This is a genomic window from Streptomyces sp. NPDC093801 (genome assembly GCF_040701585.1).
Lineage (GTDB): Bacteria > Actinomycetota > Actinomycetes > Streptomycetales > Streptomycetaceae > Streptomyces.
Window position 1 is genome coordinate 14625 of record NZ_JBFBDP010000059.1, and the last position, 15587, is coordinate 30211.

General features: G+C 71.5%; 14 protein-coding genes and 1 riboswitch. Of the genes, 3 read left to right on the plus strand and 11 right to left on the minus strand.

Annotated elements, in window-relative coordinates:
• The first annotated feature begins 223 nt into the window (after positions 1-223).
• The gene (locus AB0469_RS38975; RefSeq protein ID WP_366456347.1) at positions 224-853 is read left to right on the plus strand and encodes a hypothetical protein; all 630 of its coding nucleotides are present in this window, start codon (positions 224-226) and stop codon (positions 851-853) included.
• Between the two features lie 364 nt (positions 854-1217).
• The gene (locus tag AB0469_RS38980; protein WP_042809437.1) at positions 1218-1406 is read left to right on the plus strand and encodes a DUF5999 family protein; all 189 of its coding nucleotides are present in this window, start codon (positions 1218-1220) and stop codon (positions 1404-1406) included.
• Between the two features lie 114 nt (positions 1407-1520).
• On the opposite strand, the gene gcvP is transcribed toward AB0469_RS38980, so the two are convergent.
• Entirely contained in the window at positions 1521-4406 is a 2886-nt protein-coding gene (gcvP, locus tag AB0469_RS38985; protein WP_366456348.1) for an aminomethyl-transferring glycine dehydrogenase, read from the minus strand.
• 195 nt (positions 4407-4601) lie between these two features.
• Positions 4602-4700: riboswitch (glycine riboswitch) on the minus strand.
• 112 nt (positions 4701-4812) lie between these two features.
• Between gcvP and AB0469_RS38990 the strand changes: the two genes are divergently transcribed.
• Positions 4813-5166: a PRC-barrel domain-containing protein gene (locus AB0469_RS38990; protein ID WP_366456349.1), complete on the plus strand. Its 354-nt coding sequence runs from the start codon at positions 4813-4815 to the stop codon at positions 5164-5166.
• 43 nt (positions 5167-5209) lie between these two features.
• On the opposite strand, the gene AB0469_RS38995 is transcribed toward AB0469_RS38990, so the two are convergent.
• The 10 genes from AB0469_RS38995 to AB0469_RS39040 form a co-directional block, all read right to left on the minus strand.
• Positions 5210-6682: a DNA polymerase IV gene (locus AB0469_RS38995; RefSeq protein ID WP_366456350.1), complete on the minus strand. Its 1473-nt coding sequence runs from the start codon at positions 6680-6682 to the stop codon at positions 5210-5212.
• A gap of 91 nt (positions 6683-6773) precedes the next feature.
• Positions 6774-7412, minus strand: coding sequence for a MerR family transcriptional regulator (locus AB0469_RS39000; RefSeq protein WP_366456351.1), 639 nt, complete (start codon positions 7410-7412; stop codon positions 6774-6776).
• A 196-nt stretch (positions 7413-7608) separates the two neighbouring features.
• On the minus strand, positions 7609-8082 hold the full coding sequence (locus tag AB0469_RS39005) for a bifunctional nuclease family protein (RefSeq protein ID WP_007262890.1): 474 nt from the start codon (positions 8080-8082) through the stop codon (positions 7609-7611).
• A 63-nt stretch (positions 8083-8145) separates the two neighbouring features.
• A complete protein-coding gene (locus AB0469_RS39010; protein ID WP_366456352.1) occupies positions 8146-8919 on the minus strand; it encodes a MerR family transcriptional regulator in 774 nt (257 codons plus the stop codon).
• A gap of 48 nt (positions 8920-8967) precedes the next feature.
• On the minus strand, positions 8968-9909 hold the full coding sequence (locus AB0469_RS39015; RefSeq protein WP_366456357.1) for an FHA domain-containing protein: 942 nt from the start codon (positions 9907-9909) through the stop codon (positions 8968-8970).
• Positions 9910-9991: 82 nt separating this feature from the next.
• Complete coding sequence (locus AB0469_RS39020; protein ID WP_366456353.1) at positions 9992-10861, minus strand: DUF881 domain-containing protein; 870 nt, start codon at positions 10859-10861, stop codon at positions 9992-9994.
• 5 nt (positions 10862-10866) lie between these two features.
• Positions 10867-11199, minus strand: coding sequence for a small basic family protein (locus AB0469_RS39025; RefSeq protein WP_007262894.1), 333 nt, complete (start codon positions 11197-11199; stop codon positions 10867-10869).
• On the minus strand, positions 11196-12101 hold the full coding sequence (locus tag AB0469_RS39030) for a DUF881 domain-containing protein (RefSeq protein WP_366456354.1): 906 nt from the start codon (positions 12099-12101) through the stop codon (positions 11196-11198). The genes AB0469_RS39025 and AB0469_RS39030 overlap by 4 nt, the downstream gene beginning before the upstream one ends.
• A 122-nt stretch (positions 12102-12223) precedes the next feature.
• Positions 12224-14722 carry a mannose-1-phosphate guanyltransferase gene (locus AB0469_RS39035; protein WP_366456355.1) on the minus strand — a complete coding sequence of 833 codons (2499 nt, stop codon included), beginning with the start codon at positions 14720-14722 and terminating at the stop codon, positions 12224-12226.
• 101 nt (positions 14723-14823) lie between these two features.
• The gene (locus AB0469_RS39040) at positions 14824-15414 is read right to left on the minus strand and encodes a CDP-alcohol phosphatidyltransferase family protein (RefSeq protein ID WP_042811546.1); all 591 of its coding nucleotides are present in this window, start codon (positions 15412-15414) and stop codon (positions 14824-14826) included.
• Positions 15415-15587: the final 173 nt, after the last annotated feature.

Here is a 15587-nt window from a genome sequence, read left to right on the forward strand (position 1 = left end):
CGGCATGAATACCATGACAGCGGGACCGGTAAGCGCCTTGTCGGCAATAGGCGGGACAGCTAGCCGAAACACTGTGTGAACACATGTCGTATAAACTCCGCAAACGAGGCAGAGAGTTGGCGCGCGGCCATTGCCCCAATGCCCACCTCTGACCCCAGAATGCGACAGCGCCGTCCGCACCTTCCCCTGCACCACCGGTCTCCCAAGTGAGAGGCGACCCACCATGCCGCTGCATGTCCACCCGGCCCCCGCGCCCGCCCTGCGCAGCGTCCTCGCGGCACTCGGTTCTCCCACCGCCGTCCACGAGGCACACACCCCCGCCCTGCGCGCGGTCCAGGGTCCGATGACCGCCGAGCTCCCCCTTCCGGTCCACGTGCTCGACCGCCTGAGCATGTCCGGCCGCGCGGCCGACGGCAGGCCGCCCCGCACCCGCCTCACCGCCTGGCGGTTCCTGATCCGCAGCGGCGACCGCTTCGTGGCGGCGGCCGACACGCGGCTCACTCCGGACGGCTGGGCCTTCTCGCACTTCTTCGAGGGGCCCTACGTCGCCGCCACCGAGCGGGCCCTGCGCCAGGCGGAGCAGCTCGGCAAGACCTACCAGCCCCGGCTGCTGTCCGTCCCGGAGCTCTACATGCTGACCCTCTGGCTGCACGGGGCGGTCGGCGCCGACGCCGCCGCCGGCCTGCCCGCAGCGGCCGACCTGCTGGTGCCGCTGGCCCCGGCCCCGCCCGGGATCGCCCCCTACCGGCCGCATCCCGTCTCGGAGCTGCTGCCCCTGCTGACCCACCGGCTGACCCCGGCGGCCCCGCCCGTACCACCCGCACCGCCCACCCTGGCGGCCCCCGCGGCCTGAACCCCCCGCTCCGCCCGCAGGCCGCGGCCCGCGATCAGGGCCGCGCCTGCGGCGCGCCCTGCCCCTCATACCAGCTCGTCCCGCCACCCGACACGCCGACTGACCCGCTTGACCCATTCGGCCTAGTCCGGCGGGACCAGTCGTGAACCATCCGAAAGGACAGGGCAGTTGGCTTGAACCGCCCGCACGAGTGATGCGTCCTCAATCCATGAGGACTGCTGCCGGGAAATCCCTGCGAAGCAGCCGTCATGGGGGAAGACTGAGGACATCCTCCCCGCAGGCGCGGGGACGACCCAGGGGGACGGCCATGAATCACGCATCGAGCCGTAGCGAACAGACCACACCGCAGCGAAAGAACGCATCCATGTGCCAGCACCAGCCTGCCTGCCCGTCATCAGAGTCCGCCGACCGGGAGGCCGCGCGCCCGGTGGCCAACCACCCGGAGCAGGGCTGGAGCCTGCTGTGCAACGGCGTCCTGCTCTTCGAGGACACCGGTGAGCTGCTGCCCGACGGCAAGATCATCGCTCCGCACCGCCCGCTCGCGGCGGCCTGAGCGGGCACCGCGCCCGGACGTACGAAGGGGCCGGTCCCGGAGCGGTGAGCTCCGGGACCGGCCCCTTTCAGCGTGCTGTCAGCGCCCCCTCACGGGGCCGCCGGGCCCGAGGGCTCAGTTGTCGTACTCGTCCAGCGGCGGGCAGGAGCACACCAGGTTGCGGTCGCCGAAGGCGCCGTCGATCCGGCGCACCGGCGGCCAGTACTTCTCGGCGGCGGAGACGCCACCGGGGAAGACGGCCTCGTCGCGGGTGTACGGGTGGTTCCACTCGCCGCCCAGGGACGCCGCCGTGTGCGGGGCGTTGGCCAGCGGGTTGTCGTCCGCCGGCCACTCGCCGCCCGCGACCCGCTCGATCTCGGCGCGGATGGCGATCATCGCGTCGCAGAAGCGGTCGATCTCGGCGAGGTCCTCGGACTCGGTCGGCTCGATCATCAGCGTGCCGGCCACCGGGAAGGACATGGTCGGGGCGTGGAAGCCGTAGTCGATCAGGCGCTTGGCGATGTCGTCGACGCTGACGCCGGTCTCCTTCGACAGCGGGCGCAGGTCGATGATGCACTCGTGCGCGACGAGGTCGCCCGGGCCGGTGTAGAGCACCGGGTAGTGCGGCTCCAGGCGCTTGGCGATGTAGTTGGCGCCGAGCACCGCCACCTGGGTGGCGCGCTTGAGGCCCTCGCCGCCCATCAGGCGGACGTACGACCAGGAGATCGGCAGGATGCCCGCGGAGCCCCACGGCGCGGCCGAGATCGGGCCGACGCCCGTCTCCGGGCCGGCGGTCGGCTGGAGCGGGTGGTTCGGCAGGTACGGGGCCAGGTGGGCCCGGACGCCGACCGGGCCCACGCCCGGGCCGCCGCCGCCGTGCGGGATGCAGAAGGTCTTGTGCAGGTTCAGGTGCGAGACGTCGCCGCCGAAGTGACCCGGCTTGGCCAGGCCCACCAGGGCGTTGAGGTTGGCGCCGTCCACGTAGACCTGGCCACCCGCCTCGTGCACCTGGGCGCAGATGTCGGCGACGTGCTCCTCGAACACACCGTGCGTCGACGGGTACGTGATCATGAGCACGGCGAGCTCGTCGCGGTGCTGCTCGATCTTGGCGCGGAGGTCCTCGGTGTCCACCTCGCCGTCGTCGGCGGTCTTGACGACGACGACCTTCATGCCGGCCATCACGGCGCTCGCGGCGTTGGTGCCGTGCGCGGAGGACGGGATGAGGCAGATGGTGCGCTGCTCGTCGCCGTTCGCGCGGTGGTAGGCGCGCACGGCCAGCAGGCCGGCGAGCTCGCCCTGGGAGCCGGCGTTCGGCTGGATGGAGACCTTGTCGTAGCCGGTGACCTCGCAGAGACGTTCCTCCAGCTCGCTGATGAGCGTGAGGTACCCCTCGGCCTGCTCGACCGGGGCGAAGGGGTGCAGCTGGCCGAACTCGGGCCAGGTCACCGGCTCCATCTCGGTGGTCGCGTTGAGCTTCATGGTGCAGGAGCCCAGCGGGATCATGCCGCGGTCCAGCGCGTAGTCCTTGTCCGAGAGCTTGCGCAGGTAGCGCAGCATCGCGGTCTCGGAGCGGTGCTGGTGGAAGACCGGGTGGGTCAGGTACGCGTCCGTGCGCAGCAGGCCCTCGGGCAGCGCGTCCCCGGTGGTGGTGTCCAGGGCCTCGATGTCGGCGGAGACGCCGAAGGCGGCCCAGACGGCCTCGAGGTCGGCGCGCAGGGTGGTCTCGTCACAGGAGATCGAGACGTGGTCGGCGTCGGCCTGGTGGAGGTTCACCCCGCCCTTGCGCCCGGCGGCGACGACCTCGGCGGCCTTGCCGGGCACCCGGGCGGTGACGGTGTCGAAGAAGGAGCCGTGCACCAGCTCGACCCCGCCGGCCTTCAGGCCCGCGGCGAGCAGCGCGGCGTAGCGGTGGGTGCGCAGGGCGATCGTCTTCAGGCCGTCCGGGCCGTGGTAGACGGCGTACATGCCGGCCATGACGGCGAGCAGGACCTGCGCGGTGCAGATGTTGCTGGTGGCCTTCTCGCGGCGGATGTGCTGCTCGCGGGTCTGGAGGGCCAGGCGGTAGGCCTTGTTGCCGTCCGCGTCCACGGAGACGCCGACGAGGCGGCCGGGCAGCGAGCGGGCGTGCTTGGCCTGGACGGCCATGTAGCCGGCGTGGGGGCCGCCGAAGCCCATCGGGACGCCGAAGCGCTGGGTGGTGCCGACGGCGATGTCCGCGCCGAGGGCGCCCGGGGAGGTCAGCAGGGTCAGCGCGAGCAGGTCGGCGGAGACGGTGACGATCGCGCCGAGCCCGTGGGCCTGGTCGATGACGGCCTTGATGTCGCGCACGGCGCCGGAGGCGCCCGGGTACTGGAGGAGCACGCCGTAGACGCCGCGCTCGGCGATCTCGGCGGGGATGCCCTCGGAGAGGTCCGCGACGACGACCTCGATGCCGATCGGCTCGGCGCGGGTCTCGATCACGGCGATGGTCTGCGGCAGCGCGTCGGCGTCCACCAGGAAGACGTTGCCCTTGACCTTGCCCACGCGGCGGGCCAGCGTCATGGCCTCGGCGGCGGCGGTGCCCTCGTCGAGGAGGGAGGCGCCGGAGGTCGGCAGGCCGGTCAGCTCGGCGACGACCGTCTGGAAGTTCAGCAGGGCCTCCAGGCGGCCCTGCGAGATCTCCGGCTGGTACGGGGTGTAGGCCGTGTACCAGGCGGGGTTCTCCATGACGTTGCGCAGGATCACCGGCGGCGTGAAGGTCCCGTAGTAACCGAGACCGATCATCGACGACAGGACCTGGTTGCGGTCGGCGAGCGAGCGCAGCTCGGCGAGCACCTCGGCCTCGGTCCGCGCCTCGGGCAGGTTCAGCGCTTCGGCGGTCTTGATCACATCCGGCACCGCGGCGGCGGTCAGCTCGTCGAGGGAGCCGTAGCCCACCTGGGCGAGCATCTTCGCCTGCGCCTCGGCATCCGGGCCGATGTGACGCTGCTCGAAGGGGATGCCCCGCTCGAGCTGGGAGAGCGGAATGCGGTTGGCGGTCATTACGGAGGCCTCCTGGTCGTATGACCTGCGAGGGGCACCACGGCGCGGGCACCCGGACGGCCTCCCCCTCTGTCATCTCAACCTGAGAGCTTCACCGGAGTCTCGGGGGTCGCCCGTCGTCCGGCTTTCACCGTCGGTGAGGAGTGGGGACCGGCACTGCGCGCCCGGCACCCGCTCCTGCTTTCCAGAGTGGCCTCGTCGCGTGCGGTACGTATGCCTGAGAGATTCCGGGGAGGATTTGCTCCTTCGGCGCCTCCGTCGAGCTCACTCGGAGGACTCTCCCGCACAGGGTCAACAGCCGCCACCCAGCCTACCAGCGAGGTTCTGGACCCTCCCTCGAGTGGCCCCCTATCGGAATATGCACTTTTGTAGTCATTACGGATGACTGCGACCACGTGGAGGGACCGTGCAGACCGACATCGATCCGCGCAGCCTGATCGGCCGCAAGGCGTTCGACCGGAACGGGGCCAAGATCGGCACCGTGGACGAGGTCTACCTGGACGACGCCACGGGCGTCCCGGAGTGGGCCGCGGTCCGCACCGGCCTGTTCGGCCGGGACGCGTTCGTCCCGCTGGAGCCGAGCGAGGTGGTCGGAGAGGTGCTGCGCGTCCCCTTCGAACGCTCCTTGATCAAGGACGCCCCCGACTTCGGCGTGGGCCGCCACCTCTCCCCCGAACAGGAGCTCCAGCTGTACCACCACTACGGCCTGGACGTGTCCCTGCCCGGCGACCTCCACCTCCCCCCGCCCGAGAACCGCTAGGGGGTGTCCGCAGAGTCCCGCCCGCCCCGCGGGGCGGGCGGCGCTACTTTCCGGACACCCCCTGGGTGTGTTGTCCCGGGACGGGCCGGCCCACGAGGGGCAGCGGGTCGGAGGCCTCCAGCTCGGGGTCGTCCACCAGGAACGTACGGACCCGCCCGGGCGGCGACCCGGGCTGCTCGAAGCGCACGGTCACCCTCCCGACCCCGCTACCCTGCACCCACCCGGGCCCGTACACCGCGTGCCGTACGTCGCTGCCCGCGGGCCAGTGCCGCGCAGCGGCGGCCTGCGGGTCCTCCCCGGGCCCCACGGCGGCCTCGGAGGGCCCCGGAGGCCCCAGGGGCCCTGGAGCCCCCGGGGCCCCGGGGACGGCCGCACCCCCGCCCGTCCCGTCCGCCTCCACGGCCCCCTCCGCCACGACGGAGGGGGCCTCCCCCGTGCCCGCGCCGAGCGCCTGGGCGAAGAGGTCCTCCTGGGTGTAGTCCGCGAGCCCGGTCACACCGACCCCCAGCAGCCGCACCCCGCCGGTGGTGTCCACGCCCTCCAGCAGCCGCGCGGCCGCCTCGCGCACCACGGCCGGATCGTCGGTGGGCCCGCGCAGGGTCTCGGAGCGGGTCAGGGTGGAGAAGTCGTAGCGGCGCACCTTGAGGACGATGGTGCGCCCCGAGTGCCCGGAGGCCCGCAGCCGGCCCACGCACCGGTCGGCGAGCCGCTGCACCTCGAAGCGGATCCGCACCCGGTCGTGCAGGTCGACGTCGAAGGTGTCCTCCACCGACACCGACTTCGCGTCCCGCTCCGCGACCACCGGCCTGTCGTCCAGCCCCAGGGCCATCCGGTAGAGGCCCACCCCGTGCGCCCGGCCCACCATCCGGACCAGCTCGTCCTCTCCGGCCCCGGCCAGCTCCCCCACCGTGGTGATCCCCGCCCGGCGCAGGTGCTCCCCGGTCGCCGGACCCACCCCGGGCAGGGTCCGCACCGACATCGGGGCGAGCAGCTCGCGCTCGGTACCGGGCTCGATCAGCAGCAGCCCGTCCGGCTTGGCCTCCTCGGAGGCGATCTTGGCGAGCATCTTCGACCCGGCCAGGCCCACCGACCCGCTGAGTCCCGTCGCGGCCGTGATGTCGGCCCGCAGCCGCTCGCCCGCGGCCCGGGCGCCCGCGGAGTCGAAGGCGCTGCCGCCCGCCTCCAGGTCCACGAAGGCCTCGTCCAGGCTGAGCGGCTCCACCAGGGGCGACAGCTCGCGCAGCAGGCCCATGACGATCTCGCTGACCTCGCGGTAGAGCAGGAAGCGGGGGATCAGGTAGGCGCCGTTGGGGCAGAGCCGGCGGGCCTGGGCGGTCGGCATCGCCGAGTGCACCCCGAAGCGCCGGGCCTCGTACGAGGCGGTGGCCACCACCCCGCGCGGGCCGAGCCCGCCGACGATCACGGCCTTCCCGCACAGACTGGGCTTCGACGCCTGCTCCACGGAGGCGTAGAAGGCGTCCATGTCCAGATGGAGGATGGTCGGCGCGGTTCTCACGGCACCGATGCTGCCCCATGCCACTGACAACGCGCGGATCCGCCCGGCCCGCGCCCGGCGGACCCGCCCGGGCCGGCCGCCCGCCCGGGCGTCAGCCGGCCCGGTTGCGGCGGGCGGCGAGCTCGTCGGCCGGGTTGTGGCCGACCACGGTCTCGCCCGTGTCCACGCGCTCCCCGTGCAGCTGCGACAGGGCGTTCTCCACGTCGCGCCAGACCACGCCGACCGCGATGCCGAAGACCCCCTGGCCGCCCTGGAGCAGGCTCACGACCTGGTCGGGGGAGGTGCACTCGTAGACGGTCGCGCCGTCGCTCATCAGCGTCATGCGCTCCAGGTCCGAGAACCCCCGGCCGCGCAGGTGCTGCACGGCGGTGCGGATGTTCTGGAGGGCCACCCCGGTGTCCAGGAAGCGCTTGACGATCTTGAGGACGACGACGTCGCGGAAGCTGTACAGGCGCTGGGTGCCCGACCCGTAGGCGGGCCGCACGCTGGGCTCCACCAGCCCGGTGCGCGCCCAGTAGTCCAGCTGCCGGTAGGTGATCCCGGCGGCGGCGCACGCCGTCGGTCCGCGGTAGCCGACCTGCTCGGGCGCCGGCGCGTCGTTCACCGGTCCGACCGGCTTCGACGCCGGCTGACGGTGCGCGGCACCCGGCCCGCCGCCGAGTAGCGGGGACGGACCACCGTCACTCCGTACGGGGATGCCCCCGGTCGTACCGTCGCCCGTGGTCCTCACGCCGACCCTCCGTCCTTGACCTGCCACCTTGAAGGTAGGCAGTGACCCGGGGTGCGTCAACGATCGCCACACTCGGCACGCCGAGTGATAATCACCCTGAGAGTGGTTTCCCGTACCCCATTGCGGGGAAAGGCTACTCGAATGGGCTGAATGTCCCCGGTGGACGACGCGGTGCGCGCCGCGCCCGCGTCCGGCTCTACTGCGGGCCCGTGCCGAAGTCCTCGGGGGAGATCTGGTCGAGGAACTCGCGGAACTTCTCCACCTCGTCCTCCTGCTCGTCGGGAATCGCGATTCCGGCGTCGTCCAGCACACCGTCGCTGCCGTAGATCGGCGTCCCCGTCCGCAGGGCCAGGGCTATGGCGTCGGAAGGCCGCGCGCTCACCTCGACGCCGCTGGCGAAGACCAGCTCCGCGTAGAAGACGCCCTCCCGCAGATCCGTGATCCGGACCTCGGTCAGCTCCTCGCCGACCGCCTCCAGCACGTCCTTGAACAGGTCGTGCGTCAGCGGCCTGGCCGGGGCCATTCCCTGTTGCGCGAAGGCAATGGCGGTCGCCTCCCCAGGACCGATCCAGATGGGGAGGTACCGGTCGCCTCCCACTTCACGCAGGAGCACGATCGGCTGGTTGGAGGGCATTTCCACCCGGACACCCACAACGTCGAGCTCGTTCACACAGCAACCCTAGGACCTGCCCGGCAGGTTTGGGTAGTCGGGGCCCGGTCACGGCGCCCGTGTTCAGTGGAGCCGGACCCCGAGAGCGGCCTGCACGAAGGCCTCGTGGAGCCGTACGGAGAGCCCCGCGAGCTCCTTCATCGTGGCCTCGGCGTGCGCCCTGGTCTGCGGATTGCGGTGCCGGCGCAGCGGCGCGACCACCTGCTCCACCAGACCGGCCTCCCGGTCGGCCGCCGCCTTCATGGCCCGCAGGTGGCGCGGTTCCAGCCCGAACCGGCCGAGGTCGGCGATCAGGCGGGCGACGGCCACGGCCTCGGCGCCGAACCCGCCGGCGGGTTCCTCGCAGACGAGCCCGTACGACTCCCACTCGGCGAGCTGCTCCTCGTCCGCCTCGGCGGCGGCGATCAGCTCGGCCCGTCCGACCCGGGCCGCGGCGGGCGGCTTCCCGCCCGCCTCCCCGGACCCGGAGGATCCGGCGGGGCCCTCGACGGACTCGCCGTGCGCGGCCGGAGCCGGAATCCGGATCTGCTCGCCCCGGTCGAGCGCGTCGAGCTGCTCGCGGATGACCTTCAGCGGCAGGTAGTGGTCGCGCTGGAGGCGCAGGATGCGCCCGAGCCGCTCCACGTCGTCCGTGCTGAACTTGCGGTACCCGGAAGGCGTGCGCCGGGGCTCGACGAGCCCCTCCGCCTCCAGGAAGCGGATCTTCGAGATCGTGACTTCGGGGAACTCGTCGCGCAGCATGGTGAGCACCGTGCCGATGCTCACCAGCTGCCCGGCCGAGCCGGCGGTCCCGGCGGCGCCCTTCTTCGGGGCGCCGCCGGTCGGGGTGCGCAGCATGGGACCTTCCCTCCGGAGGTCCCCCCGGACGGAGTCCGGGGGTGGGGGTCAGACGCCCCGCAGGCTCGCGTAGAAGACGAGCCGGTACTTGCCGATCTGCACCTCGTCGCCGTTGTGCAGGGCGACCGAGTCGATCGGCTCGCGGTTCACGTACGTGCCGTTGAGGCTGCCGACGTCGGCGACGGTGAAGCCGCCCTCGGGGCCCCGGCGGAACTCGACATGGAGCCGGGAGACGGTGACGTCGTCCAGGAAGATGTCGCTCTGCGGGTGCCGGCCCGCCGTGGTCAGCTCCCCGTCCAGCAGGAAGCGGCTGCCCGAGTTGGGGCCGCGCCGCACGATGAGCAGGGCGGAACCCGGGGGCAGTGCCTCCACCGCGGCCTGGGCCTCGGGGGAGAGCGAGGGCGACATGTGCTGTCCGGTCGCCTCGGCCTCGTAGGCCTCGAGGCCGGAGATCGAGATCGTGGACGTGGTCTCCGAGGCGCGCTCCGGCGTCAGACCCGCCCGCAGCGGCGCCCCGCAGTTGGAGCAGAAACGGCTCGCCGCATCGCTGCGGTGCCCGCACCTGCCGCACGTCTGCTCGGCCGACATGGACGGCTCCTCGCGTCGCGGCTGCCCCGCGGAGGCGTTGGTGGCGTACGGATCGGGGGCAAACCCTCCGGCCGCACCCGGGGTTGACGGGTCTCCGAAACCTATGCGCCCGGCGGCCGACGGGTCGGCGGAGGGCACGCCCTGCGCGCCCGCACCGCCCCCGGGGCCGGCCACCTCGTCACGGAAGAGCGGCCGGTCTCCCTGGCCCTCCCCCTCGCCGTGCCCCGCACGGTGGCGTGCCGTACCGCTTTCCTCGCGGTTCTTCTTGCCGAACAACTTCTCAAACAACTTCACGGGCGATTCCCCTTGACCGAAACAGACCCGCCCGTGGGGCAGGACGAACTCCGCATACACACACCTGCCGACCCGGACATTCTGACAACGTCCGTAACCACCAGACAGTTTCCACCACGCACCGCGACTTCGGTGCGTCGACCCCCCGCAGGCGTCAGCCCGCGTGGGACCGTCCTCGTTCCGCCCCGTCTCACGGCGATGACGACCGAGCGTAGTCAGGCTGCTTCGCAGCCCGCAAGGCATCCACAATGATCTTCGCCGACCGTGTGACGGCGACCGTGGCCTGTTCCTTCTCCATGGTCTGCACGACACCGCCCGGGATGTTGAGCGCCGGCTCCAGATCCTGCGGCTTGCCGATCACCCTGAACTCGTAGGGTTGTGTGATCTTCTTGCCGTCGATCGCGATCCCACCGCCCTCGTCCGAGAAGTACGATCCCGCCACCACGCGCACGCCGTTGATCTGGATCGCCTCGGCCCCGGCCGCCCGCAGCTCCTGGAGGGTGTCCAGCAGCTGGTCGGAGCGCACCTGGCCCTTGGCGTCGGTGATCTTCAGCGTGATGCCGGGCCCCTGTGCCGCCACGGTACCGGCCAGGATGCCCAGTTGGCGCTCCCGCTCCAGCGTCTGTCTGCGGGCCTCCTCGGCCTGGTTGGAGCTGCTCTGGAGCTCCCTGCGCTGGTCGTCCAGCTTCTGCTTCTCGTCCTCCAGGCGCTTGGTCCGCCCGTCCAGCTCGTCGAGGATGCGGACGAGGTCCTCCTGGCGGGCGCCGCGCAGCGGCGCGCTGGAGTCGCTGTTGGAGCGCACCTGGATGGCGAGCCCGAGGCCCAGGACGAACAGCAGCAGCGCGACGATCAGTTGGGCCCGGCTGAACCGCGGCGGCCAGAGTCCGGCCGCCAGGCGCTGCCGCCCGGTCTCCCCCGCCTCCGGACGCGGGGCGCCCGCAGGCGTCGCTTCCGGCTGCGGGGCGCCCGGGAGCGGCGCCTGCGGGCCCTGGCCCGCGGCGCCCCCGGCCGGATCCGGCTCCGGTCCCTGCTCCCCCTTCGGGGTGTTGTCGGCACTCATCGGCCTCACGCCCGGAAGACGTGCCGGCGGATGGCCGCCGCGTTGGAGAAGATCCGGATGCCGAGGACGACGACCACGCCCGTCGACAGCTGCGAGCCGACCCCCAGCTTGTCACCGAGGAAGACGATCAGCGCGGCGACGACCACGTTCGACAGGAACGACACGACGAAGACCTTGTCCACGAAGATCCCGTCCAGCATCGCGCGCAGACCGCCGAACACCGCGTCCAGGGCCGCCACCACGGCGATCGGCAGATAAGGCTCCACCACGGCCGGCACTTCGGGGCGGACGAGAAGTCCGACCACCACTCCCGCCAGGAGGCCCAGTACCGCGATCACGACGCACCCTTCTTCGGCTCTTCTGCTGTGGCCGACCGCACGGTCAGGCTCGACGCGGCCGGCAGCTTCACCTCGTCCACCGGGGACAGGCTGTAGCGGATCCCGTAGCTCTCCTGCAGCACGTGCAGGTACTGCCCGTCCACGGAGTCCTGGAACGCGGTCCCGAGCCGCTTCTCGTCCCCGACCGCGAGGACCTCGTAGGGCGGCACCAGAGGCCGGTTGTCGACCAGTATGGCGTCACCGGCCGCCCTGATCGCCGACAGCGCCGTCAGCCGCTGCCCGTTGATCGAGACGGCCTCGGCCCCGGACTGCCAGAGACCGTTGACGACCCGCTGCATGTCCCGGTCGCGGACCCGCCCGGTGTCCGAGAACCCGGCGCTCTCGCGCGGGCCGCCTCCGCCGCCCGACGAGGACCCCTTGGCATCGTCCACCACAAGCTTGACGCCCGGACCGTGCACCTCGGTTGCACCCGACAGCAACGCCGTGAGCTGGGCCTGCCGCCCGCCCGGCTGCTTCAGCGCCTCGCGCTGGCGGTCCGCGACCTCGGTCCGCAGCCGCTCCACGTCCCGCTCCAGGGTGTCCGCGTGCCGGTCGGCCCGCTCGACCCGGTCGATCAGCTCCTGGCGCTCCTTGGCCAGCACCGGCGCCGCCACCCGCGCCTGCGCCGCACCCAGCGTGACGACCATCGCGGCCAGCACGAGGCCCGCGGCGAGCGCCAGCTTGGCCTTGAGCGTGCGCGGCAGCCCCGCCGTACCGTCCGCCGCGCGCCGGGCCGAGGCTTCCGCATAGCCCTCGTCGAGGCTGTGGTCCATCACGTGCGTCAGCAGCGACATGGACGCGTCCGGGCGCGCGGGCGGTGTGGCCGGACTCCGGTTGGTGGGCGGCTGCGACATGCCGCACATCGTCGCATGTCGGCGCCGCCCACATCCAATGCGGCCGTGCGGCGGACCGGGCCGGGTGACACGCCGTGCCCGGACCGCCGCACTCCCGCCCCTTTCCGCACACGCGTGCGAGGTGGGACGGGTCAGTGCTGGCCGGCTCCGTCGACCACGGCGGCCCATTCGTCCAGCAGGGCCTGTGCGGACGCGTCGTCGGGGCCCTCCGCCCACAGGTGGGTGACCGCCTCGGCAGGGTCCGGCAGGACCAGCGCCCACCGTCCGTCGGCCTCGACCACGCGCACGCCGTCGGTGGTGTCCACCTGCCGCTCCCCGGCCGCCTCCACGACCCGCCGCATCACGAGCCCCTTGGCCGCCCACGGGGTGGGCACGTCCCGCTTGAGCACGTGGGCCCGCGGGATGCGGGAGTCGATCTGGCTCAGGGTGAGCTGGGTGCGCGCGACCAGCCCGATGAGCTGGACGAAGGCCGCCGATCCGTCGAAGACGCTGCTGAACTCGGGAACGATGAAGCCGCCCCGGCCGTCGCCGCCGAAGATCGTCGTCTCCTCGCGGCCCACCCGGGTCAGGTCGTCGGGCGAGGTCGTCGTCCACTCCACCTGGGTCCCGTGGTACGCCGCGACCTGCTCGGCCACCCGGGTCGTGGTCACCGGCAGGGCCACCTTGCCGCTGCGCTTCTCCGCCGCCACCAGGTCGAGCAGGACGAGCAGCGCCCGGTCGTCCTCGATGATCCGGCCGCGCTCGTCCACCAGGGAGATCCGCTCGCCGACCGGGTCGAAGCGCACGCCGAAGGCCGCCCGCGCCGAGGCCACGATCTCCCCGAGCCGTACCAGTCCGGCACGCCGGGACTCGTGGCTCTCGGTCGGCCTGGACTCGTCGAGGCCGGGGTTGATCGTCAGCGCGTCCACGCCGAGCCGGCCGAGCAGGCTGGGCAGCACGAGGCCGGCGCTGCCGTTCGAGGCGTCCACGACGACCTTGAGCCCGGAGTCGGCGATCCCGGTGGTGTCCACCCGCCGCAGCAGGGAGCCCGTGTAGGAGTCGAAGACGCTCGACGGGAACTGCAGGTCGCCGATCTCCCCGGGGAAGGCCCGGCGGTACTCCTGTCGTGCGTAGACGCGGTCCAGCTTGCGCTGCTGCGCCTGCGAGAGGTCCGCGCCCCGCTCGTCGAGGAACATGATGTCCACCGAGTCCGGCACCCCCGGCGAGGTCCGGATCATGATCCCGCCCGCCGCGCCCCGGGCCGTCTGCTGGCGGGCCACGGGCAGCGGTACGTTCTCCAGGTCGCGCACGTCGATCGCGCTGGCCTGGAGCGCCGAGATCACGGCGCGCTTGAGGGCGCGGGCGCCTCGGGAGTGGTCGCGGGCCGTGGTGACGATCGCCCCCTTCTTGAGGGTGGTCGCGTAGGCGCCGGCGAGTTTCACCACCAGCTCGGGGGTGATCTCCACGTTCAGGATCCCGGTGACGCCGCGCGCGCCGAACAGGTGGGCCTGGCCGCGGGACTCCCAGATGACGGAGGTGTTGACGAAGGCGCCCGCCTCGATCGTCTTGAAGGGGTAGACGCGGACGTTCCCCTGGACGATGGATTCCTCGCCGACCAGGCACTCGTCGCCGATGACGGCGCCGTCCTCGATCCGGGCGGCCCTCATGATGTCGGTGTTCTTGCCGATGACGCAGCCGCGGAGGTTGCTGTGCGGCCCGATGTAGACGTTGTCGTGGACGACGGCCTTGTGCAGGAAGGCCCCGCTCTTGACGACCACGTTCGATCCGACGACGGTGTGCTCGCGGACCTCCGCCCCGGCCTCGACCTTGGCGTAGTCACCGATGTACAGCGGTCCGCGGAGCACGGCGTCGGGGCTCACTTCGGCGCCCTCGGCGATCCAGACCCCGGGCGAGATCTCGAAGCCGTCCATCTCGACCTGGACCTTGCCCTCGAGCACGTCGGCCTGCGCCTTGACGTAGCTCTCGTGGGTGCCCACGTCCTCCCAGTAGCCCTCGGCAACGTAGCCGAAGATCGGCCGGCCTTCCTTCATCAGCTGGGGGAAGACGTCGCCGGACCAGTCGACCGACACGTCGGGGTCGACGTAGTTGAAGATCTCCGGCTCCATCACGTAGATGCCGGTGTTGATGGTGTCCGAGAACACCTGCCCCCAGGTCGGCTTCTCGAGGAAGCGCTCGACCTTGCCCTCTTCGTCCACGATGGTGATGCCGAATTCCAGCGGGTTCGGCACGCGGGTGAGGCACACCGTGACGAGTGCGCCCTTCTCCTTGTGGAAGCTGATGAGGTCGGTGAGGTCGAAGTCGGTGAGCGCGTCGCCGGAGATGACCAGGAAGGTGTCGTCCTTCAGGGCCTCCTCTGCGTTCTTCACGCTGCCGGCGGTGCCGAGTGGCTTCTCCTCGTTGGCGTAGGTGAGCTCCATGCCGAGCTCTTCGCCGTCACCGAAGTAGTTCTTGACGAGTGACGCCAGGAACTGGACTGTGACCACGGTCTCGCTCAGCCCATGCCGCTTGAGCAGCCTGAGCACGTGCTCCATGATCGGCCGGTTCGCCACCGGCAGGAGCGGCTTGGGCATGCTTGAGGTCATGGGGCGAAGCCGCGTTCCTTCGCCACCGGCCATCACGACGGCCTTCATGTCGGAAGAGTCCTCCTAGAGAGATGACGGTCTGGCCGACCTCACCCGTCCCGGACGGATACTCCGCTACTCCTCCGCGTCAGCACCGGCGCCGAGTGAGCTCAATCGGCCGTGGCATCCGCCTTGACCAAACGGCGGACTTGCACCACGTAAAGGATTCCTGCCCACCAATAGAGCGTTGTACCCCAACCCGCGAACGCCCATCCGAAAACGGACGCCATCCAGGCCAACCAGCCCGTACCGTCACTGAGCAGGAGGAGGGGGAAGGCGTACATCAGGTTGAAGGTGGCGGCCTTGCCGAGGAAGTTGACCTGGGGCGGCGGATAGCCGTGCCGGCGCAGGATCCACACCATGACCAGCAGCATTGCCTCACGGGCCAGCAGCGCGGCGGTGAGCCACAGCGGCAGGATCCCCCGGTAGGTGAGTCCGAAGAGCGTGGTCAGGACGTAGAGCCGGTCCGCGGCGGGGTCCAGGAGCCGGCCCAGTTTGCTGATCTGGTTCCAGCGCCGCGCGAGTTTCCCATCGAGGTAGTCACTGACGCCGCTCAGCATGAGCACGAGCAGTGCCCAACCGTCGTACTCCGCCAGGATGAGCCAGAGGAACAGCGGCACGCCGACGAGGCGGGCCATGCTGAGGATGTTCGGAATGGTGAAAATTCGGTCAGTCTGGACCCGAGTCTCCTGGACCTCCACCCGGGGGCCTCCACTGTGACTGTAGAAATGTCGAATCTATGCTCCCCCGACCCTACAGGAGTCGGCGCAGGGCCCCGGAACGCAGAAAAGCCCCGCACCAGAAGGTGCGGGGCTTTCCCACAATGATTGTTCGGCGGCGTCCTACTCTCCCACAGGGTCCCCCCTGCAGTACC

Coding starts and splice junctions, on each gene's coding strand:
- AB0469_RS38975 (WP_366456347.1), top strand. CDS start 224: ATGCCGCTGCATGTCCACCCGGCCCCCGCGCCCGCCCTGCGCAGCGTC.
- AB0469_RS39010 (WP_366456352.1), bottom strand. CDS start 8,919: ATGCTGCGCACCCCGACCGGCGGCGCCCCGAAGAAGGGCGCCGCCGGG.
- AB0469_RS39035 (WP_366456355.1), bottom strand. CDS start 14,722: ATGAAGGCCGTCGTGATGGCCGGTGGCGAAGGAACGCGGCTTCGCCCC.
- gcvP (WP_366456348.1), bottom strand. CDS start 4,406: ATGACCGCCAACCGCATTCCGCTCTCCCAGCTCGAGCGGGGCATCCCC.
- AB0469_RS39020 (WP_366456353.1), bottom strand. CDS start 10,861: ATGAGTGCCGACAACACCCCGAAGGGGGAGCAGGGACCGGAGCCGGAT.
- AB0469_RS39030 (WP_366456354.1), bottom strand. CDS start 12,101: ATGTGCGGCATGTCGCAGCCGCCCACCAACCGGAGTCCGGCCACACCG.
- AB0469_RS38980 (WP_042809437.1), top strand. CDS start 1,218: ATGTGCCAGCACCAGCCTGCCTGCCCGTCATCAGAGTCCGCCGACCGG.